Source organism: Streptomyces sp. NPDC020747, assembly GCF_044334695.1.
Classification (GTDB): domain Bacteria; phylum Actinomycetota; class Actinomycetes; order Streptomycetales; family Streptomycetaceae; genus Streptomyces.
This window is the reverse complement of sequence record NZ_JBIRTJ010000004.1, coordinates 63,061-86,479: the sequence shown is the minus strand read 5'-3', so window position 1 is coordinate 86,479 and position 23,419 is coordinate 63,061. Positions and strand designations below refer to the sequence as shown.

Here is a 23,419-nt window from a genome sequence, read left to right as displayed (position 1 = left end):
AGAACGGGAAGAGCGGAGGAATCTGAACATTGTTCAGGTTCGCGGTCAACCAGTGTGACGGACAAGGGCAGTTGGGGGAACAGTTGAAGACGAGGCGAGCTGCCGCGCCAGGGTCGCCCTGTGATCACTCCGGCGTCGTCCGAAGTTCATGTTTCGCATCGAGTCTCCATACCGCGCGTCCGCACCTGCGGCGCCGGACACAGGAGGCCGACATGGGGCACAGCCACGGACACGGGCATCACCACCGTCACGACCACGACCACGGTCATGACGGCGGTACGAGCCTTCCCGCCGCCTTCGACACCTCCGTACCCGACGAGGCCCTGACCCCCGACCAGCGGTCGCGCCGCTCCATGCTGCGTCGCGCGGGTCTGCTCGGCGCGGGACTGGCGACCGCCGGAGTCCTCGGCGGCGCGACGGGCGGGACGGCCGCCGCTGCCCAGTCGGCGTCTGCCACCCGGCCGGTGTCCGGTGGCCGGAGAAAGAAGGGCTTTCTCTGGCTGGCCGGTGACCACCACATCCACACGCAGTACAGCAGCGACGGCAAGTACCGCGTGGCCGACCAGGTCCGCCAGGGTGCCAAGCACGGTATGGACTGGCTGGTCATCACCGACCACGGCAGCGTCGCGCACGCCAAGATCGGTGTGGACAAGGTCAATCCGGACATCAAGGCGGCCCGTGACGCCTACGAGGACACCCTCGTCTTCCAGGGCCTGGAGTGGAACATCCCGGGCGCCGAGCACGGCACGGTCTTCGTGCACCCCGGCAAGAACGAGGTCTCCGTCCTCAAGCAGTTCGAGACCGACTACGACGGCAGCGTCAAGAACGCCTCCGGCTCCTCGCCCGCCAACGAGGCGCTCGCCGTCGCGGGTCTCGCCTTCCTCGGCGACCAGGTGAAGCGGCGCAAGGTCAAGGACGCGCTGATGCTCGCCAACCACCCGGCGCGTCGCGGTGTCGACTCCCCGCACGAGATCCGCGCCTGGCGCGACGCGACCCCCGCGAGCCACCAGATCGCCGTCGGCTTCGAGGGCGCGCCCGGCCACCAGGCAGCCGGTCTGCCCGCGCCCCTCGGCATGGGCCGGGCCCGCGGCATCTACGACAACAACCCGAGCGTCGACTCCTTCGCCGGCTACCCGCCGGAGAGCTACCGCACCTGGGGCGGCTTCGACTGGATGACTGCCACCGTCGGCGGCCTGTGGGACAGCCTGCTTGCCGAGGGCAAGGCCTGGTGGATCAGCGCCAACTCCGACTCGCACCAGGTCTACGCGGACACCGCCGCGCGCGGCGGCGGTGACTTCAACACCAACGGCCGTTACGACGACCCGGTCTACGGCGGCAAGATCGACATCACCCAGGGCGACTACTGGCCCGGCCAGTACAGCCGCACCCACGTCGGCTCCGACGGCTTCTCGTACGCCGCCGTCATGGACGGCATACGCGCCGGCCGCGTCTGGGTCGACCACGGCCAGCTCCTCAGCGGCCTCGACGTACGCCTCTCCGGCGGCAGCCGCTGGGCCACCCTCGGCGGCGCGCTGCACGTCAAGAAGGGCACGAACGTCACGCTGACCGTGGACATCGCCCTCGCCGACGGCCCCAACTGGGCAGGTTTCACACCCAAGTTGGCCCGCGTCGATGTCATCCAGGGTGACGTCACCGGTCCCGTCGCCGACAAGGACACCTTCACCGCGCCGACCGCCAAGGTCGTCAAGTCGTACCAGGTCGACAAGTCCACCGGCACCGCCCGGATCACGTACTCCCTCGGCCGCGTCGACCGCCCCCTGTACGTCCGCCTGCGCGGCTCCGACGGCAAGCGGTCCGCCGTCGGCTCGCGGGGCGCGGCCGTCGACCCCGCGGGCCCCGCGATCGACGTCGTCGGCGACGCCGACCCGTGGAACGACCTGTGGTTCTACTCGAACCCCGTGTGGGTCCTGCCCGCGTGAACCGGTACGTCATCACGGTCGACACCGACGTACGCGACCTGCGCGCGGCAGACCACCTGCTGCTGGCGCTGGCAGCCGAACTCGCCCTCCCGGAGGGCGAGTTCGGCTGCACCCACCTGGTACGCGGGGAGCGGCCGAGGGTGGTGCTGTCGTTCACGACGGCGTCCGGAGAGGCCGCGCGACTGCTCACGGCCAAGGGGTACGAGGTCACGACCGGCGCACCCGACGCGGTGGGCCGGGCCGTCGTCTACCCGGGGGCGGCTGCCCTGACCGGCACGTTGACGGTCGCGGAGCTGCTGTCCAACTCCGCGATCGACCGCGTCACCGTGCTGGGGTCGGCGGCTGAACCCCCGCCGGACCAAAGGGTGGTGACGAGGGATCATGTCCGCCCACAGTGGCAGGACGGCGAACTCGTCCTGACCCTCATGCCTGCGGTGGGAGGGGTACTGGTCCCGTTCGAGGTCCCGGACCCTACGCCGTGCTGCGCGGACCACTGACCGACGAGATGAAGCCCGCCCAGGCGTCGGGGGAGAGGGCGAGCTGAGGCCCGCGGCTGTTCTTGGAGTCGCGGACATGGATGGCGACGGGGGAGGCGGCGACTTCGACGCAGTCGCCTTCACTGCCACTGCTGTACGTCGACTTGTGCCAGTCCAAGGCCACTTCGACGCAGTCGTCGCCCTCCGAGCCGCTGTAGCTGCTCTTGAACCAGGCCAGTTGGGTCATGCTCGTGCTCATGGCGCCCCTCGCATCTGCTGGAGCAGGCTCACCGTGTCGTCTGGCGTGAGAGCCTGTGAGCGCATCTTGGCATAACGCTGCTGGAGCACGCTGATCGCTTGACGATCGCTGATGAGGTGGCCAGTTTTCTGACCTTCCGCGTAGGCGAGCCATTCGTTCTCGGGGGTCTCCAGCAAGTGCATGGGGCCGTCGAGACCCGCGTGCACGGGCTGCCGGAGTGGCATCAGCTGGATCTCGACGTTCCAGTGCCGGGCGTTCACGTCAAGCAGGTGGTCGATCAGCTCCCGTGTCACGTCCTCGCCGCCCGTATGCCGTTCCAGGACGGCCTGTTCGACGATGAAGCTGAAAGTCGTGGGCCGCTCCCGGCACGTGCTCAGCAGCTCCTGCCGCGCGAAACGCGCGGCCACGCGCTGCTCGACCTGCTCATCGGTCGGCCGTAGCGGCACGCTCCAGATCACCGCTCGTGCGTACGCGTCCGTCTGCAACAGGCCTGGAATCACCCGGCATTCGTACGTGTAGAGACTGATCGCCTGCTCCTCCAAGTCCGCCCACTTGCGGAACCAGGAAGCCAAACCCGGCTGCCGAGTCGCGTACTTGGCAGCGGCCCGCAGCACACCGAACGCATCCAGCACCTCCTCCGCCCGCTCCACATACACCCGCGGCGGTAAGCGGCGCCCCTGCTCGATCGACGCCACCGTCGACGGCTGGTACCGCACCAGCGGTGCGAACTCCTCCTGCGTCAGACCCGCCCGCTTGCGGAAAGCCTTGTGGACCAGCCCGAACGTCTTCAAACTGTCCGACGGCTCGGGCTCGTTCGTCGTGCTGTTGGTCATTGAGACATGGTCACGGACCGTCACCCGTACTGTCCACAGCGTGAACTCGTACGGCGCGCAGCGTACGAGTGGCGGAGCTGGTCGACGGCCCCTCGCCCCGGGACCGTTGACCCATGCAAGGAGACATCCGGGTCCAAGTACCCGACACCGTACGTACGTTCACGCAGCTCTTCAGCTGCACCCCGCGAGGGGCCAGGCTCGCGCGGCGGCTGGTCGCGAACCGGATGGACGTGTGGGGGTTCGCCTACGACAGCGAGGCGAGCGAGGCCGTGACGCTGGTGGTCGCCGAGCTCGCGGCGAACGCGGTGCGGCACGGGCGGGTGAGAGGCCGCGACTTCCGCGTACGGCTGGTGCTGCGGGACTCCGAGGACGCCAGGGACGTCGTACGCGTGGAGGTGGCCGACGGGCGGACCGAGCGGCGGCCGGTGCTCCAGGAGCCGTCGGACGAGGGCGGGCGCGGGCTGCTGATCGTGGCCGCGCTGGCCGAGCGGTGGGGCACGGACCTGTGCCTGGGCGGGACGTACAAGGTGGTGTGGGCGGAGGTCCGGGTGCCGGGCCGGTGACGCCGGTGAGGGAGCAGCCGGCTGGAACTGTGGTGAGGGTCCCAGCCGACGTCGCTCCCCCAGAAAGAAGGTACGGAAGCGGAGGCGCGACGAGTCTCCACTTCCTGCCCGGCCCGTCGCCGATTCGCGCCCAGAAACCGGGTAACCCTCAGGTACGTCAATCGATATACCGATAAATGCCCGGGCGAGTCAGGGAGCGGTTCCATGAGCGATGGCGCCTTACACGTACGCCAGGCCACTGTCGGCGAGTTACAGACGGCAGCGTCGACGGTCCTCGCGCCACTCGCGGTGACGGCGCCAAAAGCGTTGACCCGTACGGGAGTTGGGTCGGGAGTTGGGCCCGGGGGTGTGCCGAACGAGTTCCGGGCCGACATCGACGCGGCGGTCGTCGGACGTGCGGCGGTGGCGCGGATCCGTGGCTCAGGGCATCTGGTCCAGCGGTCGGCGCGCGCGATCTCGTCCACCGACCCCGAACTGCTGAAGATCACGCTGCACAGGACGCCCGAGCCCGCCGCCGCGGACCAGGGAGGAACCCAATCCCGGGCGCACAGCGGCGACTTCGTGGTCTTCGACATGACACGCCCGTACCGATTAGCCGTCGCCGACGGCTGTGACGTCATGGCCGTCGGCATCTCGCGCACCGAACTGGGGCGGCACGCCGACGCGGTGGCCGCTCGGGCCGCCCGCCGCCTGCCCGCCGACGCCGGTGCGCAGGCGGTGTTCGCCACGTTCCTCCAGGGCCTCGGCCGCCACCTCGACGAACTGGCTGGACCGGCGCAGGCCCACGCGGGAGACGCCCTGGTGTCGCTCCTCCTCGCGGCCTTCACGGGGACCGAGCCGGGCCGGACGGACACGGCCACCGAACTGGTCGACCGCATCCGCGTCTACGCGCTGGCGCACATCTCCGACCCGTCCCTGTGCGTCGACTCGGTCGCGGCGGCCCACGGCATCTCGGCCCGCCAGCTCCACCGCCTCTTCCACCGCACCGGCGCCCCCTTCGCGGCCTGGCTCCGCGGCGAACGCCTCGACCGCATCCGCCGCGACCTGCTCGATCCCGCCCACGACGGCCGTACGACAGCCGCCGTCGCCGCCCGCTGGGGCCTCCACGACCCACGCCACCTGGCCCGCGCCCTCAAGTCCCAGTACGGCACGACGGCCCGCGACCTGCGACGGGAGCGGTGACCGAAAACCAGGGCCTCTCCCGTACTCGTCGCCCCGCACTGTAGGCAGGTCCGGGAGGCCCTGGTCCCTGACATCTGTCAGGGACCAGGGCCTTGGAACTGGAGCAATGCTTGGCCACTTGGAAGCGGCCGGACGGCAACAGCCGCCCGGCAGTGACTGAGACGGAGGAAACTTTGAAGGCACGGTTTCGCAAACGGGCGGGCGTGGGCGTAGCGGCACTGCTGATGACGGCGGGCATGGGCGTGGCCTCGGCGCCACCGGCGTCGGCCGCTCCGGCGGACTGCCCCAGCGGATACGTCTGCGTTTGGAACAACGACGTCGCGTGGGGCCAGCCGACGTGGAAGTCGACGGGGAACCTGTACGACCTGCACTCGGACCAGGGCATGTACATCGTCAACAACGGTGTGCGCTTCCCGGGCGCGGACCACATCCGGTACAACCTCACCGCCCAGGCCGGCGGGAACTTCCAGGGGTGCCTGCACTACCCGAACGACCCCAACCAAGTGAACTACGTGGGCCCCATCACCTTGCACAGCGCGGTGTGGGGCGGCGAATGCTGAGCTGATCCCGACCACTCGGGCGACGCGGTCCTGAGTGGCCCTTCGCACAGGTCACGGGGGTGCCTGTGCCAGGGCCGCCAAGGGCCGCGTCACCCACGGCAGGGCACTGGGGCTGATGCGGTCACCCGTTCACACCCGTGTAGTGCCGCAGACTCCACCTCCACAGCCCCCGCGACCCCAGATAGGCCGCCGCCCCGAGCAGCGGTGACACCGCCGCCAGCCAGTACGGGACAGCGGTGTCGTGGCCGGTCAGTACCGCCGCCGGGAAGTACGCGACGAACGCCAGTGGCAGGCCGAACGTGAGGAAGCCGCCCACCGCCTTGGGCAGCACGTTCAGCGGGTAGCTGCCGAACGTGCCCAGCAGTTCCTCCAGCCAGCGGCCCCAGTAGTCGGCGGCCGGGAAGCGCAGTGAGGCGCAGGCGACCACCGTGAACAGGGCCGCCTCCAGGAGCATTCCGCCGAGGACGCAGACCACGAGATAGGTGATCCGGGTCGCCGTCCAGTCCAGGTCGCTGCGGCTCAGGGCACCCGCCATCAGGCCCGCCGCCACGGTCAGGTCACCGATCGCGTTCGTGGGGAAGTAGGAGAGCTGGAGCTGGCGGTAAACGGGCATCGGGCGGACCAGATACGTGTCGATCACCCCCTCCTGGATGTGCCGCGCCAGACCGTGCACGCGCCCCAGGAACAGCACGAACAGTCCGTGCGCCAGCATCCGTGTCGCCGGGATCAGCAGCACGTCCGAGCTGTCCCAGCCGCCCATCCCGCTGAACCGGGTGAGCAGCACGGTCGCGAACACGATCACCGACACCTGCCAGACCGCGCCGATGGCGATCATCATCAGGAACTCGGAGCGATACTCCAGCTGGGCACGGAAGTTGAGCCGGGTGATGCGCCAGACGACGCGCAGAGCCTTGGTCGACATGTCAGCCTCCCTGCGAGATCACGCGCCGGGCGGCCCGCCGCCACAGCAGCCGGGTGAGCAGGGCGAGGGCCACCACCCAGGTGGCCTGTACGGCCAACTGCGGGCCCGCGTCGGACAGTTCGATGCGGCCGACGTACAGCGACAGCGGCACGCTCAGCGTCGCCTGGAACGGCAGGAAGCCGCTCATGGTGATGAACCAGTCCGGGAAGAACCACAGCGGCGCGTACACCCCGGACAGCAGGTTCTGCGCGAAGATCAGGATCAGCATCGCCGCGCCGTTGCGAAGCGTCCAGAAGCACAGCTGGTCGATGGTGAGCATCACGTAGTAGAGGACCCACTGCCCCAGGAACGCGCTGACCGCGAACACCCCCGCCACCGCAGCCGACTTGGGCGGCTCCACGACCCCGGCGGCCAGACAGATCACGTATCCGGCGAGCACCCACACCAGCCCGTACAGCTGCTCGCCGAGGGCGCGAAGCGCGTAGTAGCGCTGGGGCGGGAGCGGGCGCAGGTACCAGTAGACGATCGTGCCGAAGTGCATGTGCTGCTGCACGGTGTCCCGGCCCGCGTACTGGTCCAACTCCCTTATCCGGGTGGCCAGTACGGCCAGTACGGCATACGTGACCGCCTGGTCCTTGGTCAGACCGGCGGTCGTGCCGGTGGCCGCGTACAGGCCGTGCCACAGCGACGCGACCAGTACCACCTGCACCGTGAGCCGGAGCAGCGCGGCGGTCATCCGCGGCGGGGTGTGGAGTTCGCCGAGCGGGGTGACACGGGCGGCCCGCCAGCCCTGGAGGACGGCCATGGTCACTCGCCCCCCGCCTGGACGTACGCGGCACGCATCACGTCCTCCAGGTCGGCCTCGTCCAGGGCGATGTCGGTCACCTCGTACCGCTCGATGACCAGCTTCAGCGCCTGGTGCATGGCCGGAGCCGTGGGCCCGTCGGGTCCGAAGACCACCTGCGGGCCCTCATGGCGAACCAGCACCATGCCCGGCAGCGCCTCGACGGGAGTGTGCGGGTCGGCGAGGGTGACTCGCACCTGCCAGGTCGAGCCGAACTTCCGCCGGATCTCGTCCAGCGTGCCGTCCAGGACGAGTCGCCCGTGGTTGATCAGGACGACCCGCTCGGCGAGCCGCTCGACCTCCGTCATGTCGTGCGTGGTCAGCAGCACCGTCCGCCCGCGCTCCTCCACCTGGTACCGGAGGAACTCGCGGACCTGCTCCTTGACCACCACGTCCATGCCGATGGTGGGCTCGTCGAGGAACACCACCCGTGGATCGTGCAGCAGCGCGGCAGCGAGGTCGGAGCGCACGCGCTGGCCGAGCGAGAGGTGCCGTACCCGGGTGTCCCAGAAGGAGGACAGGTCGAGCAGCTCGTCGAACTCCCGCAGCCTCGTGCGGTGTTCGGCCTCGGGAACGTCGTAGATGTCGCGCAGGATCGCGAAGGACTCCCGCACCGGCAGGTCCCACCACAGCTGGGTGCGCTGCCCGAACACGGCCCCGATGTTGCGCGCGTTGCGCTCGCGCTCCTGGTACGGGACCACGCCCGCGACCCGTGCCTCGCCGGACGTGGGGGTGAGGATGCCGGTGAGCATCTTGATGGTGGTGGACTTGCCCGCACCGTTCGGCCCGAGCAGGGCGAGGAGTTCGCCGGGGGCGACGTCGAAGGTGATGTCGGATACGGCGTCCTTGGCGACCCGCTCCGGGTTGACGAGAGACCTGACGGCGCCCATGAAACCGGGGCGGCGCACGGTGGTGTGGAAGGTCCGGGACAGGCCACGGACCTCGATGGAACCGATCACGCGAGGAACCTCCGGGGGAGCGGCGGGCACACGAACACGGCCGTCCGGCGGGGGGAGCCGGACGGCCATGTGACCGGTAACAGTGTCAGTCTTCGACCGTTGAGAACACAAAGGAGAATTCAGCCGGTTGAACCCGCAGTTGGTACTCCGGCAGCACGCCCGGACCACACGACTGCGAACCGATTCCCTGCTGCCCGTGGTCGAGGTTGACCCACATGGTGTCGCCCGGCGTGAGGTCGGTCAGGTGCCGGGCCGCGTCCAGCTGCTCGGTCGTCCACCGCCGCACGGTGAACGAGTACTCCGGCTCGCCCTCGATCCCCAGGGCTCCGAACTCGGCCCAGCGGACGTCGGCGCGGGCGCCGTTCTCCTGCGGGCGCACGTACGGCGTCTGCAGCTCCTCGATGCTCGCGAGCCACTGCGAGTCCACCGACGCCGCCCTGGTGTCCGGGTACGCCTCACCACCGCCGCCGAACCACGCCACGGTCTCATCGGGCGCCGCCGGCAGCCCCAGCCGGATGCCGAGCCTGGGCAGCGGCACCGTCCAGTCGCCCTCGGGGGTGACCGAGACGGTCAGGCGCAGTCGAGTCCCGTCGGACGTCCACCGGTACACGGTGCGCAGGCCCACCTCCCGGGCGGCCGGTGCCACCCGGGTCCGTACGGTCAGCGCGTCGTCCGCCAACTCCACCGCGTCCAGCCGGTGTTGCATGCGGTGCAGGCCCAGCTCGCGCCACAGCACGCCGAGGCGGACGTCGTCCTGCCAGGACGCGCCGTCGTCGTTGTCGGTGGTGGCACGCCACACGTCCAGGCGCAGACCGGTGACCTCCATCGTGTCGATGGTCCGCAGCATCCCGGTGCGGGCGTCGAAGGAGGCCGGGCCGAGGGTGATCCGGCGGCCGTCGACCGCGGGCCGCGCACCGGTGGCCGCCGGAAGGGGCCCGCGCGGTGTGACGGTCTGCTGTACCCACGCCACCTGGTAGCCGCGGCCCGCCCAGGAGGTGTCCTCGGCGAGCAGCGCGCGGACCGTCCACTGGACCTCCTCGCCCTGACCGTCGGGCGCGGTCGTAGGTAGCTTGACCTCCGCCGACTCCCCTGGTGCGAGCGACGGCACGGTGAGCCGGTGCGCACCTGTGGGGAATCCGTCCACCTGGTACGAGAACTCGAACTCCAGGTGCGAGAGGTCGGCGAAGTCGTACGCGTTCGTCACCCGCACCGTGCCGTTCGCGCCGTCGCCCTCGATCCGGACCGGCTCGATGACCTTCTTGTACTCGGCGAGCCCCGGCGAAGGCCTGCGGTCCGGGAAGAGCAGCCCGTCGCAGACGAAGTTCCCGTCGTGCAGCTCCTCGCCGAAGTCGCCGCCGTACGCGAAGCCGTAACGCTCGTCCTTGACGCCGTGGTCGATCCACTCCCAGATGAAGCCGCCCTGGATCCGGTCGTGCGCCTCGAAGATCCGTTGGTAGTCGGCGATCCCACCCGGTCCGTTGCCCATCGCGTGCCCGTACTCGCACTGGATGAAGGGGAGTTGGCGCCGCCTGAGCGGCCCGCCGTCCAGGCCCTTGCCGATTCGCTCGACCTCGGCGTGGTCCGCGTACATCCGCGAGTACATGTCCGTGTCGCGGCAGTTCGAGTCGCCCTCGTAGTGGATGAGCCGTGAGCGGTCCCGGCCACGGATCCACTCGGCCATCGCGGTCAGCCCGCGCCCGGTGCCCGCCTCGTTGCCCAGCGACCAGATGACGATCGACGGGTGGTTCTTGTCGCGTTCGACCATGCGGGACGCCCGGTCGAGGAGCGCAGGCGTCCAGCGGTCGTCGTCCACCGGGTTGTCCCGCCAGGCCTGCTCGGTGAAGCCGTGGGTCTCCAGGTCGCACTCGTCGACGACCCACAGCCCGTACTCGTCGCACAGGTCGAGGAAGGCAGGGTGCGGCGGATAGTGGGAGGTGCGCACGGCGTTGATGTTGTACCGCTTCATCAGCAGCACGTCCTCGCGCATGGTCTCCAGGTCGAGGCTGCGGCCCGTCTCGGGGTGCCACTCGTGCCGGTTGACGCCCTTGAACAGGACCGCCGTGCCGTTCACCTTGATCAGGCCGTCCGCCCGCACGACCGTACGGAAACCGATCCTGAGCGGCACCCGCTCGCCGTCGGTGACCAGCGTCCCGTCGTACAGGCGGGGTGTCTCGGCGGTCCACGGCCGGACCGGCACGGTCACCGACTCGCCCGTCGCGACATCGATGTCGAGGCCGGGCACGGTCACCCGCCCATCGATGTCGGAGTCGACGCGCAGGGTCCCGGTGCCTTCGAGATGGTCGTACGAGGCGTGCACGAAGAAGTCGAGCGCGCTGCCCGCCGGCCGGTGCAGCAGCGTGACGTCCCGGAAGATGCCGGGCAGCCACCACTGGTCCTGGTCCTCCAGGTACGAGCCCGCCGACCACTGGTGGACGCGGACGGCGAGCACGTTCCCCGACTCCTTCAGGAGGTGCCCGACCGCGAACTCGTGCGCCAGCCGGGACCCCTTGAACTCACCGATGTCCGTCCCGTTCAGCCACACCCGGGCACACGACTCCACCCCGTCGAAACGGAGCACGGCCCCACCGTCCGCGGGCCAGCCGTCCGGGAGGTCGAAGACCCGCAGATGGTCGCCGGTCGGGTTCTGAGTCGGCACCCGCGGCGGATCCACCGGGAACGGGTAGAGGTGGTTGGTGTAGATCGGCGCCCCGAAGCCCCCGTCGCCCTGGAGGACCCAGTGCCCGGGGACCCGCACCTCCGGCCAGTCCCCGGCGTCGAACCCCTCGGCGGCGAACGACTCGTCCTCGGCATCGGCCGTCGCCGAGAGACGGAAACGCCAACTTCCGTTCAGGGAAAGGGAATCGGCGTCCGAGGAGGCGTACCACGCCCGGGGCGGCAGCGCGCCGCTCCCGGGCGAGACGTCCTCGACATAGCCGGTGTCGATGCCGGTGTCGATGCCGGTGTCGTTGGCGGTGTCGTTGTCGACGGAATGGGTGGTGCGGGAAGACATCGGTCTCCTAGGTCAGCCCTTGATGCCCGTCTGCGCGACCCCCTGCACCAGCCAGCGCTGGAGGAACAGGAACACGAGAACCAGGGGCAGGATCGAGACGGCGGTGGCCATGAAGATCAGGTGGTAGTTCACGGTCTGGTTGGTGATGTAGGAGGACAGAGCGACCTGGACGGTCCAGGAGCTGGGGTCCTGGCCGATGACCAGGGGCCACAGGAAGGCGTTCCAGCCGCTGATGAACGTGATCGTGGCCATCGCCGCGAAGAAGTTCAGCGAGTTGGGGACGACGATCCGCCAGTACGCGCCCCAGTAGCCGAGACCGTCCATGCGTGCCGCCTCCTCCAACTCCTTGGGGAACCCCAGGAAGTACTGCCGGAACAGGAAGCAGGTGAAACCACTGAAGAGGCCCGGGATGATGAGACCTCGGTAACTGTCCACCCAGCCCAGCGACGAGACCAGCACGAAGCTCGGTACGAAGGTCACGGCCGTGGGGATCATCAGGGTCACCAGGACCGCGTAGAAGACCTTGTTGGCGTGCTTGTACGGGATGCGGGCGAGGCCGTAGCCGGCGAGCGAGCAGATCAGCAGGATCCCGGTCGTGTGCAGGACGGCGACGACCCAGGAGTTCCACAGGGCCCGGCCGAAGTCGACGGTCTCGTCGTTGAACAGTTCACTCAGGTTGCCCCACTGGAGGTCGGTGGGGAACCACTTCCAGTTCTCGCCCGTGATCTCCGGGTCCGTCATCAGGGCGTTGCGGACGATCAGGTAGAAGGGGACCAGGAAGAGCACGGCGGCCACACAGGTGGCGAGATACAGCCCGGTGTTCCCGAGGACGCCGCCCCCGCGCTTCCTCCGGCGGGCCTTGCCGGTGTCGGGCCGGGCGGTCTTCGTGATGTCGGGCGCGGTGGTGGTCACTTGGATTCCTCGCCCCTTCCGAAGCCCATGATCTTGCCCTGGAACAGCGTCACGAGGCAGATCAGCAGGGTCAGGATGACCGCACCCGCGCTGCCCGCGCCGTAGTCCTGGTTCTCGCCGAGGGCCGTCTTGTAGAGCTCGACGAGGGGCGGCTGACCCCAGGTCGCTTTGCCGAGGAGGGCGAAGAACTCGTCGAAGGCCTGATAGGCGGCGATGAGCAGCAGCAGGATCACGGCGGTCGAAGTGGCCCGCAGCTGCGGCAGCGTGATGTACCGGAAGGTCTGCCAGCCCGGCTTGGCACCGTCGATGGCGGCGGCCTCGTACAGCTCCGACGGGATGTTCTGCAGCGCCGCCAGGAAGAGGATCATGTAGAAGCCGGCCTGCAGCCACAGGCGCAGGGTCACGATGACCAGCCAGTACCAGGGCGGATCGGGGTTGGCCAGCCAGGCCACGTTCTCGACGCCGAACCAGCCGAGGACCGTGTTCATCAGGCCGAAGCGCACGCCGTTGAAGATGGACATCTTCCAGATCAGCGCGGCGGCGACGTAGGAGCACGCGGTCGGCACGAAGAAGACCGACCGGAAGAACGCCTGCATGAACCGCAGCCGGTGCACCAGCAGGGCCAGTCCCAGGGAGAGCGCCCAGGTGGTCGGCACGATGAACGCGGCGAAGACGGTGAAGGTGCCCAGCGAGCGCGTGAAGTCGGGGTTCGTCAGCATCTGCGCGTAGTTGTCGAAGCCGACGAACGTGCTCGGGGTGACGGTGAAGCGTGCCTCGAAGAAGCTGAGGTAGACGCTCCAGCCGATGGGCACGAAGACGAAGATCACCAGGCCGATGAGGAACGGGCCTGTGAAGAGCCAGAAGTTGAGCGTGGCGTTCGCCCGCAGACCCCGCCGCGGCCGGTCCTTGGAGACCTTGGCCGGGGCGGGGGGCGCGAGGTCGCGCGTCGTGGTCGTCGACATGTCGCGATCCGTCCGTCGACTTATCCGAAGAGCTTCTTGAGCTCGCGGTCGACGGTCTTGTCACAGGCGTCGAGCACGGCGTCCGGGTTGCCGTTCTTGCGTACGGCGTTGGCCATGACGTCGTTGAATCCGGCGATCATGGCCTGCGTCCAGCCGATCTTCTCGAAGTGCCCGAAGTCGGTGGCCAGCTTGACGCCCTCGGCCGGCAGCCCCGACTTGAGCTTGGTGGCGTTCTGGGCGATCGAGTTGCGCGGCGGGATGTGGAAGCCGTAGGACAGCGCCCAGTCCTCCTGGTACTTCTTCTGGTCGATCCACAGCCACTTGACGTACTCCTTGGCCGCGTCGACGTTCTTGCCCTTGGCGTTGACGAACATCGACCAGCCGCTGATGAGGACGGACTGCTTGCCGGAGTTGCCGACCTTCGGGAACGGGAAGACACCGACGTCGTCGCCGAGCGCCTTCTGGATCACGGGCATGGCCCACATGCCCGACCACTGGATCGCGGTCAGGCCCTGGGTGAAGGCCGAGGGGTCCCAGAAGTCGGCGGGGGCGTCGAGCAGCAGGTCGCCGCTGGTGAACAGCTTGCGGAGCAGCTTGAGGCCCTCGGCGACACCGTCCGTGTGGTAGGCGATCTGGTTCTTGTCGTCGAGCGTGTCCGCGCCGGCCGACCAGATCAGCGGGTTCTGCACCGAGGTCAGGTCGTTGCCGAGGAAGGCGCCCTTGACCTTGCTGGTGGTGAGCTTGGCGGCGACCTCGATGAGTTCCTCAAGGGTCTGCGGAACCTCGACCTTGGCCTTCTCGAAGAGCGAGGGCCGGTAGTAGAAGAACTGCGGATCGTCGATCATCCGGATCCCGTATATCTTCCCGTCCACCGTGTGCGACGCGATGTCGGCCGGGTTGAAGTCGTCCTTGACCGGGTCGATGAGGTCGGTCAGGTCCGCCACCTGACCGCTCTTGATGAGCTGGAACTGCGGGTGGAACTCGAAGACGTCGGGTGCGTTGTCGGTGAGCAGGGCCGGAAACAGCTTCTGTTCGAAGTTGTTGCCCGTGATCCACTGCGTGGTGACGTTGGCCCCGTCGTACGCCTTCGCGTACTTCTTGATGGCCTGCTCGGTCCCGGCCTCGCCGTACGCGTGGAAGTACTGCACCAGGCCCTTGCCCGAACTGCCGCCGCCCTCACGGCCGGTGTTGCCGCCACAGGCGGCCAGCGGGCCCAGTGCGGCGAGTCCCGCCGCGGCCCGCAGTACGGATCGACGGTCCCAGTTGCTGTTGCTCAGTGCCGACATGTGACGTCCTTGTCTCGAGTACGGCTGCGACTCGAAATCGCTGTGCGGTGGCGGGACGTTAACCTTCGGCTAATGCTTCGGCAAGGGGTTGGACGAAGTCTGTTCGAAGCGTTGTGCCGCGTCCGGGATACCGGACATGGCGGGGTGTGGACGTCAGGAAGACGGTGCCGTACGGCTCTTGGGGGAGGAGGCGCGGCGCGGCGTGGCGGCCCTGCCGATCGCCGGTTTCAGGCCCACCGAGTTGAGAGCTCCCTCCAGCGCGAACGTCGCCGCGCCCAGGCACACGGGGTCCGTGGGAATCGAGGAGAGGACGATCTCGGTGCTGGCCAGCGGCCGTCTCAGCGCGTGCCGGGCCACGGCCTCGCGGACCTCGTACAGCAGCGGCTCGCCGAGCGCTGCCGCGACCCAGCTGCTCAGCACGATCACCTCGGGGTTGAGGAGGTTCACCAGGTCGGCGATCGCGGCGCCGAGATAACGCGCGGTGCCCTGGACCACCTTGGTCGCCACCGGGTCCCGCTCGGCGACCCCACGGGCGAGCGCGTTGATCGTCGCGGTCTGGTCCTCGGGATGCAGCAGGGTGCTCCCGGGGCTCAACTCCCTTAGATTCAGCATGATTCCGGGCGCCCCGACATACGTCTCCACGCACCCGTGGTTGCCGCAGTGGCACGGCCGCCCGTCCAGTACGAGCGTGCTGTGCCCCCACTCGCCTGCGCTGTTGCTCACGCCCCGGTGCAGCCCGCCGCCCAGCACGAGCCCGGCACCGACGCCCGTCCCGAGGTTCACCACCACGGCGTCCCCGCGCCCGCGCGCGGCCCCGAACCACAGCTCGGCGACCGCGCAGGCGCGCAGCGGATTGTCCAGATACAGCGGATACGCGATCTGCTCGGCGAGCAGGTCGAGCAGCGGCACGTCGTGCCAGTCCCAGTTCGGCGCGTACTCCGAGACACCGGCCTCCCGGTCCACCTGGCCCGGCACACTGACCCCGACGCCGAGCACCCGGGCGCCCTCGATACCGGCCTGCGCGACCACCGACCCGACGGCCGAGGCGACATGCCCGACGACCTGCTCCGGACGGATCTCGCCGGGCCGCATGTCCTCGTCGGCACGGGCCAGCACGTCCAGCGCCAGGTCGAACAGCTCGACCCGGACGTACGTCTCCGCGATGTCGACGCCGATCAGGGCGCCCCCCGACGCGTTGACGGCCACGAGGCCCCGCGGGCGGCCACCCGCGGAGTCCTCGAAGCCGACCTCCGTCAGCATCCCCAGGTCGAGCAGCTCACCGACCAGCGTGGCGATCGTGGCGAGGCTCAGCCCGGTGGCGGCGGCCAGCTCCTGGCGGGACGTGGGCGAGTGGGCGATGATCTGGCGCAGCACCCCATAGCGGTTCGCGGTGCGGATGTCGCGTGATGTGCGCTTCACCAGAATGCCCCCTCGGTCCCTCCAGGCCATGGCGGTCCCCGTCGGCCCCGGCGCGGCGCAAGGCTATGACCGTCCGGGGACTTTCGACAAGGGGTTAGGAAAGGGGCTGTACAAAGTCCCCGCCGCTCACAGCGGGCAGGGTCGGGATCGAGCCGTCCACCACCCGCCGGGTCACCCGCCCAGCACCTCACCGACGAACGCGTTGCGGAACGTCCCCGTCGGGTCCAGCTCCTCCGCCAGGTTCCTGAACTCCGCCAGCTGCGGATAGCGTCCGCGCACCACCGGCGCGGCCATCGCGAACACCTTGCCCCAGTGCGGCCGCGGATCGAACGGCGTCAGCGCCTCCTCCACCCGTCGCACCACGGGCAGCACGGCCGCCGTGTCCGCGACCCAGGTGAAGTGGAAGGCCACCGTGTCCCGCCCGTACGCCGGACTCAGCCACTGACGGTCGGCCGCGACCGTACGCACCTCGCAGACCTGCAGCACCGGCGCGATCCTCTCCCGGATCGCGTCGAGCGCGCGCAGCGCACCAGTGGCGTGCGGACGCGGCAGCAGGTACTCCGACTGGAGCTCCGCGCCGCTGCTCGGCGTGAACTCGGGCCGGAAGTGCGGCAGTCGCTCGTGCCAGGGCCCGGGCACCCCGAACTGCTGGGTGCAGTTCCCGGCGGGCATCCCCGGCACCGGATGCATCGCCTCGGTGGCGGGCGCGGCCCACGGAAACCCGTCCCACGGAACATCCGTACGCCGCTTGACCCACGCCTGGACGAAGCCCGACCGCCGCCAGTCGGTGAACAGGCTCACGCTGTACGCCGAGGCCGACACCGTCTCGAAGTCCAGTTCCGCGAGCGGCAGTCGGCCGAACACATGCTGGGCCACCTCGAAGTCCGGCTCCAGGTCGAGCGTGAGCGCGGTGACGACACCGAGCGCGCCCAGCGAGGTCACGGCTCCGCTGAAGCGAGGGTCGCCCCGGCCGATCGTCAGGGCCGAGCCGTCGGCGAGGACCAGCTCCACCTCCCGTACGGGCGCGGCCAGCGAGCCGTTCGCGTTCCCCGAGCCGTGTGTGCCGGTCGCCACCGAACCCGCCACCGAGATGTGCGGCAACGAGGCCATGTTGGGCAGCGCGAACCCCCGCTCGTGCACCGCCCGTGCCAACTCCGCGTACCGCACCCCGCCCGCCACTCTGACCGTACGGGCCCCGGCGTCCACCTCGACCGACGGCGGCAGCGCGGTCAGCGACAGGAGCACACCCTCAGCATCCGGGTCGGCGATCTCGTTGAACGAGTGCTCGCTGCCGAGGACCCGCACCCGGTCGGCACGCGAGACGAGGGCCCGCAACGCGTCGAGCGACCGCGGCCGCTGCAGCTCCTTGGCGGAGTACGTGATGTTCCCCGCCCAGTTGGTCAGAGCCTCTGCCATCCGTGGGTCCTTCCCGGAAGTTCTCGGTGACCGGTGAACCAGCCACATTGGAACTTACCTCGCCCATTCCGACTTGGGGGCGCGGGGAACTGCGCGCCCAGCCACAGCGAACCCGCACCCACACACTCACCGTCGGGACCCTGCCCACTCACCCTCGGGACCCCGCCCATTCACCCTCGGGCCCCGGTCCGTTGACCCTCTCGCTCCGCGAGACCTACCGTAGAGACCGGTTGCTATAGACGCACAACCGACCCGGAAGGTCACCCCACCTTGCGCCCACGCCCCGCCGCACTTTTCGCCATGACAGCCGAGAACGTGCCCCAGATCTTCCCTCCGGACGTACTGGCCCGCCTGGGCGACGCGGTAGAAATCGATCCCACTCTGACGGCGGAGAACTTCACCGACACCCGGGTACGGGACGCCCTCGCCGACACGGAGATCCTGATCACCGGCTGGGGCTGCCCCCGCATCGACGAGGCGGTCCTGGACGCCGCCCCCAAGCTGCGGGCGATCCTCCACGCGGCCGGCTCGGTCAAGGGACTCACCTCGCCCGCGGTCTGGGAACGCGGCATCACCGTCTCCTCCGCGGCCGGCGCGAACGCCCTTCCCGTGGCCGAGTACACGCTCGCCATGATCCTCCTGGCGGGCAAGGACATGTTCGCCCAGCGAGACCGCCTCCGCGCCCAACGGGCCTTCCCCTACGGGGAGATCATGCCGGGCGTCGGCAACTTCGGCCGCCGCGTGGGCGTCGTCGGGGCCTCCCGGATCGGCCGTCGCCTCATCGAACTGCTGCACCCCTTCGACCTGCGGGTCACCCTCGCCGACCCGTACGTCGACGCGACGGAGGCCGCCGCCCTCGGCGTACCCCTGCTGCCGCTCAACGACCTGCTGGCCACCAGCGACATCGTCACCGTCCATGCCCCGCAGACCCCCGAGACCCACCACCTCATCGGCCGCCGCGAACTCGCCCTGATGCCCGCGGGATCCGTGCTCGTCAACACGGCCCGCGGCGCCCTCCTCGACCACGACGCCCTCGTCGAGGAGCTGCGCGCGAACCGGCTCAGCGCGATCCTCGACGTCACCGACCCGGAGCCGCTGCCCGCCGACTCGCCGCTCTTCGACCTGCCGAACGCGTTCATCACCCCGCATCTCGCGGGCTCGCAGGGCAACGAGGTGGCCCGGCTCGGCCTCGCCGTCACGGAGGAGGCCGAACGCCTGCAGTCCGGACGGGAGTTGGCCCACGCGATCGACCCCGCCGTACTGGAGCGCACCGCATGACCTCGATCCTGACCGCGCCCTGGCCGGTGGTGCTCGTACGGCAGGACGACGGAGCCCGTGACGGGCGGTGACGCCTCCACGGTCCGGGATGTCGCCGCGCGCGCCGGCGTCTCCGCCTCGACCGTCTCCCGGGTCCTGGGCGGCACCTACCCCGTCGCCGCGACCACCCGCGCCCGGGTGCTCAAGGCGATGCGCGAGCTCGACTACGTGGTCAACGCGCACGCCCGCGCGCTCGGCGGCTCCACCAACAAGACCGTGGCGTTCATCGTGGACGACGTCACAGGACCCTTCTACGCCCACATCGCACGCGGCGTGGAGGAGCAGGCGTCCGCCGAGGGCAGGCTCTGCATGCTGTGCACCACGCACGGCGATCCGCAGCGCGTCCTCACCGTCGTCGAGACCATGCGCGAACAGCGGGCCGACGCCGTGATCGTCGTCGGCGGCGCCTGGGAGGACAAGGCCCACCAGGACCGTATGACGCACTTCGCGCACGCCCTGGACCGGGTGGGTTCGCGGCTCGTGCTCGTCGGCAGGCCGCCGCTCGGCCCGGGGGTGCCCGCCACGGTCGTCGAGTACGACAACGAGGGCGGCGCCTTCGCGATGACCACCCATCTGCTCACCTCGGGCCACCGGCGCGTCGCCTACCTCGGCCGGGTGGCCGGCCTGTCCACCAGCGACCAGCGCCTCGGCGGCTTCCGGCGAGCGCACGAACTGCTCGGGCTCGCACCGGACCCGGCCCTGATCCTGGACGGCGCGTTCAGCCGCTCGCACGGCTGTCAGGGGACCCGTCAACTGCTCGCGTCCGGCGCCGACTTCACCGCGGTGTTCGCCGCCACCGACATGGTCGCGGCGGGCGCGCTGCAGGCGCTGCGCGAAGCGCGCGTGAGCGTCCCCGACGAGGTGTCCGTGGTCGGCTACGACGACGTGCCGCTGGCCCTGGACCTCTTCCCGGCCCTCACCACCGTCAACGTCCCGCACGAGGAACTGGGCCGCGCCGCCGTCCGGTTGGCCCTGCACCGCGCCGAACTCCCCGACAGCCAGCACCTGGTGCTCGGCACCCACATCGTGCTCCGGGACTCGACTCGACGACCGGGGCACTGACTTCCCTGGCTCCGTCCCCCGCGGCTCCTCCTGCTCCGGGGGTCTGCTCCCCGGGGATGCGCGGAGCCTCCGCCCCGCGACCAGGAGGGACCGGCCACCAGGAGGGACCCGGCACCGCGGGCCCGGGAGGAGGGGCATACCGTGAGGAGTCGAGCACAGCAGCCGGGAGCACGGGGAGCTAGGAGGACGGGATGGGCAGCCGTACCGCGCTGGTCGAGGACCTGATGGAGAGGTTCCCGCACGTACCGCGCGAAGCCGTCTTCAAGGAGGACCTGCTCCGTGGGGGCGTGGCCTTCGACGACTCCGCACTCAGCGACAACGAGGACGGGGACGTCAAACCGAAGTCGTACTTCATCTTCTCCTTCGACCACGGCACCCTGCCCGAGCTGGGCGAGGCCGCGCTCAGGCGCCCGCCCGAGGAGATCATCCTCACCGGCGGCCCGTACGACCTGCGCCGGACCGTTGTGTCCGTGCGAGTGAACCCGTCCTCGCCGTACCGCGTGGCCGCGAGCGAGGACGGCGTGCTCGGCCTCTACCTCGACGGGAAGCGGATCTCGGACGTCGGCGTCCCGCCGATGCCGGAGTACTACCGGCACAAGCTCACCAACGGGAAGTCCGTCATGGAGGTGGCCCCGACGATCCAGTGGGGCTACCTGATCTACCTGACCGTCTTCCGGGTCTGCCAGTACTTCGGCGCCAAGGAGGAGTGCCAGTACTGCGACATCAACCACAACTGGCGCCAGCACAAGGCGGCGGGCCGCCCGTACACCGGGGTCAAGGACGTGGACGAGGTCCTCGAAGCCCTGGAGATCATCGACCGTTACGACACGGCGAAGACCTCCACCGCCTACACGCTCACCGGCGGCGCGATCACCTCCAAGCTCCAGGGCCGCGACGAGGCCGACTTCTACGGCATGTACGCCAAGGCGATCGAGGAGCACTTCCCGGGCCGCTGGATCGGCAAGGTCGTAGCCCAGGCACTCCCGCGCGACGACGTACAGCGCTTCAAGGATCACGGCGTGCAGATCTACCACCCCAACTACGAGGTGTGGGACGAGTACCTGTTCAAGATGTACTGCCCGGGCAAGGAGCGGTACGTCGGCCGGGACGAGTGGCACAAGCGCATCCTGGACTCGGCGGAGGTCTTCGGCGCGCGCAACGTGATCCCCAACTTCGTCGCGGGCGTGGAGATGGCGGAGCCCTTCGGCTTCACGACGGTCGACGAGGCCATCGCCTCCACCACCGAGGGCCTGCGCTTCTTCATGTCGCAGGGCATCACACCCCGGTTCACGACCTGGTGCCCGGAGCCGACGACACCGCTGGGCAAGGCCAATCCGCAGGGCGCGCCGCTGGAGTACCACATCCGTCTGCTTGAGGCGTACCGCTCCACGATGGAGGACTTCGGGCTCTCCTCGCCGCCCGGATACGGCCCGCCCGGGCCGGGCAACGCGGTCTTCTCGGTCAGCTCGTTCATGGACAGCCTCCCGGCGAACGAGGCGGCGGAAGAGGCGCCCGCAGTCTGAGGTGACGGGGCGGACGAAGACGTACGGCAGTTCCAAGGACAATCGGTTGAGTCATTTGGGGCTGCCGGGACGTACCACTGGTGTACGACTGAAGCACGGCTGAGGCCGAGGGGCCTGGTGGGACGTGCGACCGGCGGTAACCGGATGTGCAAGTGCCGCTTGTCAGTTGTGCAGGAACCGTGAAAAACTCTGGTCCCGTCGCAGACGTCCCCTCAACTCCCGTATTACCCAGGTGAGTTGACCCCGCTTGTGGATGCAGGTGAAGTCCCCGCCCATGCCAGACCTGCCGACCCCTCAGGACGCCGCCGAGGCCACTCTGTTCTCGGAGTGCTGGGACGCGGTCCTTTCGTACGCCGATCTCTGTACCGGCGCTTCTTCCCATGCCCGCCAACTGGCCTCCGAGGCGTTCTCGCTCGGCATACGCGAAGCGCGTGCCGTGGAGACCGAGCCCGGTGGCAGGAACTTCGGGCGCCGGGCCCGCACCCCCCTGCTGCCCCGAATACCGTTACTCCTGACCGCCGTACGCCAGACCACCGCCATCTGGGAGGCGAGGGGCCAGGGCGATCGCCTGGACCCCGACCTCCGCCTGTGGCTCAACTCCGACAAGGCCGCCCGCTTCTCGGGACCGCCCCTGCACCGGCCGCTCGCCCTGCGCGGACTGCGGGACATGCAGGAACCGGATGCCGCGCTGCTGTGGCTGGCGGAGGTCGAGGCGCTGCCGGTGACCTCCGTGGCCCGCCGGCTCGGCCTCGACCCGGAGGGCGCGGCCGAGGAACTGCACCAGGTGCGCGGGGTGTTCCGCGACCGCTGCCACCGCAACCACCTCGACACACCGCTCTCCGAGGAGTGCCGCAGCTACGCCCGGCTCCTCGACGCGGTCACCCGCTCACCCGCCGCCGAGGTACCGGACGACCTGTCGTGGCACCTCGCGCGGTGCGTCGAGTGCGCGGAGGCCGCCGCCTGTCTGCGGCTGGCCGGCGGAGGACTGCCCGCCGCACTCGCGGGCGGGGTCATCGGCTGGGGCGGGCTCGCCTACCTCGAACGACGCCGCAGAGCCGTCGAGTCGGGGCTCAGCCGAGGCGCGGCCGACGACGAGCCGGACGGTGACGCGGCGGAAGGGCGCCGCGCCCGGATAGGCCGGGTCGGACTGATCGCCGCCGCCGTCGGAGTCTCTCTCCTGGCACTGGCGGTCACGCTGGCGCCGTTCGGTGAGGGCGACAGCTCAGGCTCCCTGGAAGGGACGGCGGGCCGGCAGCCCGTGGGTCAGCCGGTCCCCTCGTCGGACCCCGTGCCGTCGGGAGCGGGTAACGACTCGACCGCCTCCTCCACGTCCTCCCCGCAGGCATCCGAGTCGCGGACGGACGAGGACGCCGGTACGGGCTCGGCATCGGAGAAGGAACCCCAGGGCGACTCCACGTCCGCGGCCGAGCAGGACGGCGCAGACCCCAACCCCAGTGAACCCGCCGTCTGCCACGCCCGGTACGAGCTGGTCAACGAGTGGCCCGACGGCTTCCAGGCCACCGTCACCGTCAAGTCCGACTACGCCCTCAACAACTGGCGCGTCAGCTGGACCTTCCCCGACGGCCAGAAGGTGACCCAGATGTGGGACGGCAACTTCGACCAGGACGGCTCCCGGGTCAGCGCGAGCGCGGCGGACTACAACAAGTCGGTCGCCGCGGGCGGCTCGTTCGCCGTGGGATTCCTCGGCTCCTGGAAGCCCGGCAACGGCAACGGGGAGCCGGACGAGTTCATGCTGAACGGCCGCAGTTGCACACACAGCTGAGCCGGGCCGAGCCCCGGCCGGTAAATCGATTGGCCAGGGCGAAGGAGCGGGCTAGGGTCGGACCGTTCTCGTGGTGGGTCTCCACCACCGACGTCATGCTGGTGTGATCAAGGAGGTGTGATCGATGGCCGTCACTGAGCTGGGCGCCGCCCGCATCCGGAAGTTCATCGAATCCACCTCTGTGGTCGCCG

At 69.6% G+C, this 23,419-nt stretch carries 20 protein-coding genes; 9 read left to right on the top strand and 11 right to left on the bottom strand.

Translation table 11 applies throughout. The features are described from left to right. Positions 1 to 212 precede the first annotated feature (212 nt). Both ACH4YP_RS13155 and ACH4YP_RS13150 read left to right on the top strand, forming a co-directional pair. Positions 213 to 1,940, top strand: a complete 1,728-nt coding sequence (locus ACH4YP_RS13155) for a PHP domain-containing protein (protein WP_398490604.1) — start codon at positions 213 to 215, stop codon at positions 1,938 to 1,940. After that, complete coding sequence (locus ACH4YP_RS13150; protein WP_398490603.1) at positions 1,937 to 2,437, top strand: hypothetical protein; 501 nt, start codon at positions 1,937 to 1,939, stop codon at positions 2,435 to 2,437. The genes ACH4YP_RS13155 and ACH4YP_RS13150 overlap by 4 nt, the downstream gene beginning before the upstream one ends. Here ACH4YP_RS13150 and ACH4YP_RS13145 read toward each other — a convergent pair. Together ACH4YP_RS13145 and ACH4YP_RS13140 are read right to left on the bottom strand one after the other, a co-directional pair. After that, positions 2,412 to 2,675: a DUF397 domain-containing protein gene (locus ACH4YP_RS13145; RefSeq protein WP_398490602.1), complete on the bottom strand. Its 264-nt coding sequence runs from the start codon at positions 2,673 to 2,675 to the stop codon at positions 2,412 to 2,414. The genes ACH4YP_RS13150 and ACH4YP_RS13145 overlap by 26 nt on opposite strands. After that, on the bottom strand, positions 2,672 to 3,508 hold the full coding sequence (locus ACH4YP_RS13140; protein WP_398490601.1) for a Scr1 family TA system antitoxin-like transcriptional regulator: 837 nt from the start codon (positions 3,506 to 3,508) through the stop codon (positions 2,672 to 2,674). The genes ACH4YP_RS13145 and ACH4YP_RS13140 overlap by 4 nt, the downstream gene beginning before the upstream one ends. 113 nt (positions 3,509 to 3,621) lie before the next feature. Here ACH4YP_RS13140 and ACH4YP_RS13135 point away from each other — a divergent pair, with 113 nt between their 5' ends. The 3 genes from ACH4YP_RS13135 (at position 3,622) to ACH4YP_RS13125 (ending at position 5,813) form a co-directional block, all read left to right on the top strand. After that, a complete protein-coding gene (locus ACH4YP_RS13135) occupies positions 3,622 to 4,071 on the top strand; it encodes an ATP-binding protein (protein ID WP_361068112.1) in 450 nt (149 codons plus the stop codon). Positions 4,072 to 4,419: 348 nt separating this feature from the next. Next, positions 4,420 to 5,253 carry an AraC family transcriptional regulator gene (locus ACH4YP_RS13130; protein ID WP_398490600.1) on the top strand — a complete coding sequence of 278 codons (834 nt, stop codon included), beginning with the start codon at positions 4,420 to 4,422 and terminating at the stop codon, positions 5,251 to 5,253. A 173-nt stretch (positions 5,254 to 5,426) separates the two neighbouring features. Next, positions 5,427 to 5,813, top strand: a complete 387-nt coding sequence (locus ACH4YP_RS13125) for a peptidase inhibitor family I36 protein (RefSeq protein ID WP_361068106.1) — start codon at positions 5,427 to 5,429, stop codon at positions 5,811 to 5,813. A gap of 121 nt (positions 5,814 to 5,934) precedes the next feature. Here the strand turns inward: ACH4YP_RS13125 and ACH4YP_RS13120 are convergent, their stop codons facing one another. From ACH4YP_RS13120 to ACH4YP_RS13080, 9 genes are all read right to left on the bottom strand, one after another. Then, positions 5,935 to 6,735, bottom strand: coding sequence for an ABC-2 family transporter protein (locus ACH4YP_RS13120; RefSeq protein WP_361068103.1), 801 nt, complete (start codon positions 6,733 to 6,735; stop codon positions 5,935 to 5,937). Position 6,736: 1 nt separating this feature from the next. Next, entirely contained in the window at positions 6,737 to 7,540 is an 804-nt protein-coding gene (locus ACH4YP_RS13115) for an ABC-2 family transporter protein (RefSeq protein ID WP_398490820.1), read from the bottom strand. 2 nt (positions 7,541 to 7,542) lie between these two features. Further along, on the bottom strand, positions 7,543 to 8,538 hold the full coding sequence (locus ACH4YP_RS13110; RefSeq protein WP_361068100.1) for an ATP-binding cassette domain-containing protein: 996 nt from the start codon (positions 8,536 to 8,538) through the stop codon (positions 7,543 to 7,545). Between the two features lie 85 nt (positions 8,539 to 8,623). Next, positions 8,624 to 11,548 carry a glycoside hydrolase family 2 TIM barrel-domain containing protein gene (locus ACH4YP_RS13105; RefSeq protein ID WP_398490599.1) on the bottom strand — a complete coding sequence of 975 codons (2,925 nt, stop codon included), beginning with the start codon at positions 11,546 to 11,548 and terminating at the stop codon, positions 8,624 to 8,626. A gap of 12 nt (positions 11,549 to 11,560) precedes the next feature. Further along, on the bottom strand, positions 11,561 to 12,460 hold the full coding sequence (locus tag ACH4YP_RS13100; RefSeq protein WP_398490598.1) for a carbohydrate ABC transporter permease: 900 nt from the start codon (positions 12,458 to 12,460) through the stop codon (positions 11,561 to 11,563). Continuing rightward, the gene (locus ACH4YP_RS13095) at positions 12,457 to 13,422 is read right to left on the bottom strand and encodes a sugar ABC transporter permease (RefSeq protein ID WP_361068094.1); all 966 of its coding nucleotides are present in this window, start codon (positions 13,420 to 13,422) and stop codon (positions 12,457 to 12,459) included. Before ACH4YP_RS13095 ends, ACH4YP_RS13100 begins: the two co-directional genes overlap by 4 nt. Before the next feature lie 20 nt (positions 13,423 to 13,442). After that, positions 13,443 to 14,708: an ABC transporter substrate-binding protein gene (locus ACH4YP_RS13090; RefSeq protein ID WP_398490597.1), complete on the bottom strand. Its 1,266-nt coding sequence runs from the start codon at positions 14,706 to 14,708 to the stop codon at positions 13,443 to 13,445. Positions 14,709 to 14,861: 153 nt separating this feature from the next. Continuing rightward, positions 14,862 to 16,157 (bottom strand): ROK family transcriptional regulator, encoded by a 1,296-nt coding sequence (locus ACH4YP_RS13085; protein ID WP_361068088.1) that lies wholly within the window; start codon positions 16,155 to 16,157, stop codon positions 14,862 to 14,864. Between the two features lie 141 nt (positions 16,158 to 16,298). Then, positions 16,299 to 17,543, bottom strand: coding sequence for an FAD-binding protein (locus ACH4YP_RS13080; protein ID WP_398490596.1), 1,245 nt, complete (start codon positions 17,541 to 17,543; stop codon positions 16,299 to 16,301). Between the two features lie 270 nt (positions 17,544 to 17,813). Here ACH4YP_RS13080 and ACH4YP_RS13075 point away from each other — a divergent pair, with 270 nt between their 5' ends. From ACH4YP_RS13075 to ACH4YP_RS13060, 4 genes are all read left to right on the top strand, one after another. Next, a complete protein-coding gene (locus ACH4YP_RS13075; protein ID WP_398490595.1) occupies positions 17,814 to 18,821 on the top strand; it encodes a hydroxyacid dehydrogenase in 1,008 nt (335 codons plus the stop codon). 57 nt (positions 18,822 to 18,878) lie between these two features. Then, positions 18,879 to 19,922 (top strand): LacI family DNA-binding transcriptional regulator, encoded by a 1,044-nt coding sequence (locus ACH4YP_RS13070; protein WP_398490594.1) that lies wholly within the window; start codon positions 18,879 to 18,881, stop codon positions 19,920 to 19,922. 191 nt (positions 19,923 to 20,113) lie between these two features. After that, positions 20,114 to 21,445: a radical SAM protein gene (locus tag ACH4YP_RS13065; RefSeq protein ID WP_361068077.1), complete on the top strand. Its 1,332-nt coding sequence runs from the start codon at positions 20,114 to 20,116 to the stop codon at positions 21,443 to 21,445. A 274-nt stretch (positions 21,446 to 21,719) separates the two neighbouring features. Further along, positions 21,720 to 23,228, top strand: coding sequence for a cellulose binding domain-containing protein (locus ACH4YP_RS13060; RefSeq protein ID WP_398490593.1), 1,509 nt, complete (start codon positions 21,720 to 21,722; stop codon positions 23,226 to 23,228). The last annotated feature ends 191 nt before the right edge of the window (positions 23,229 to 23,419 follow it).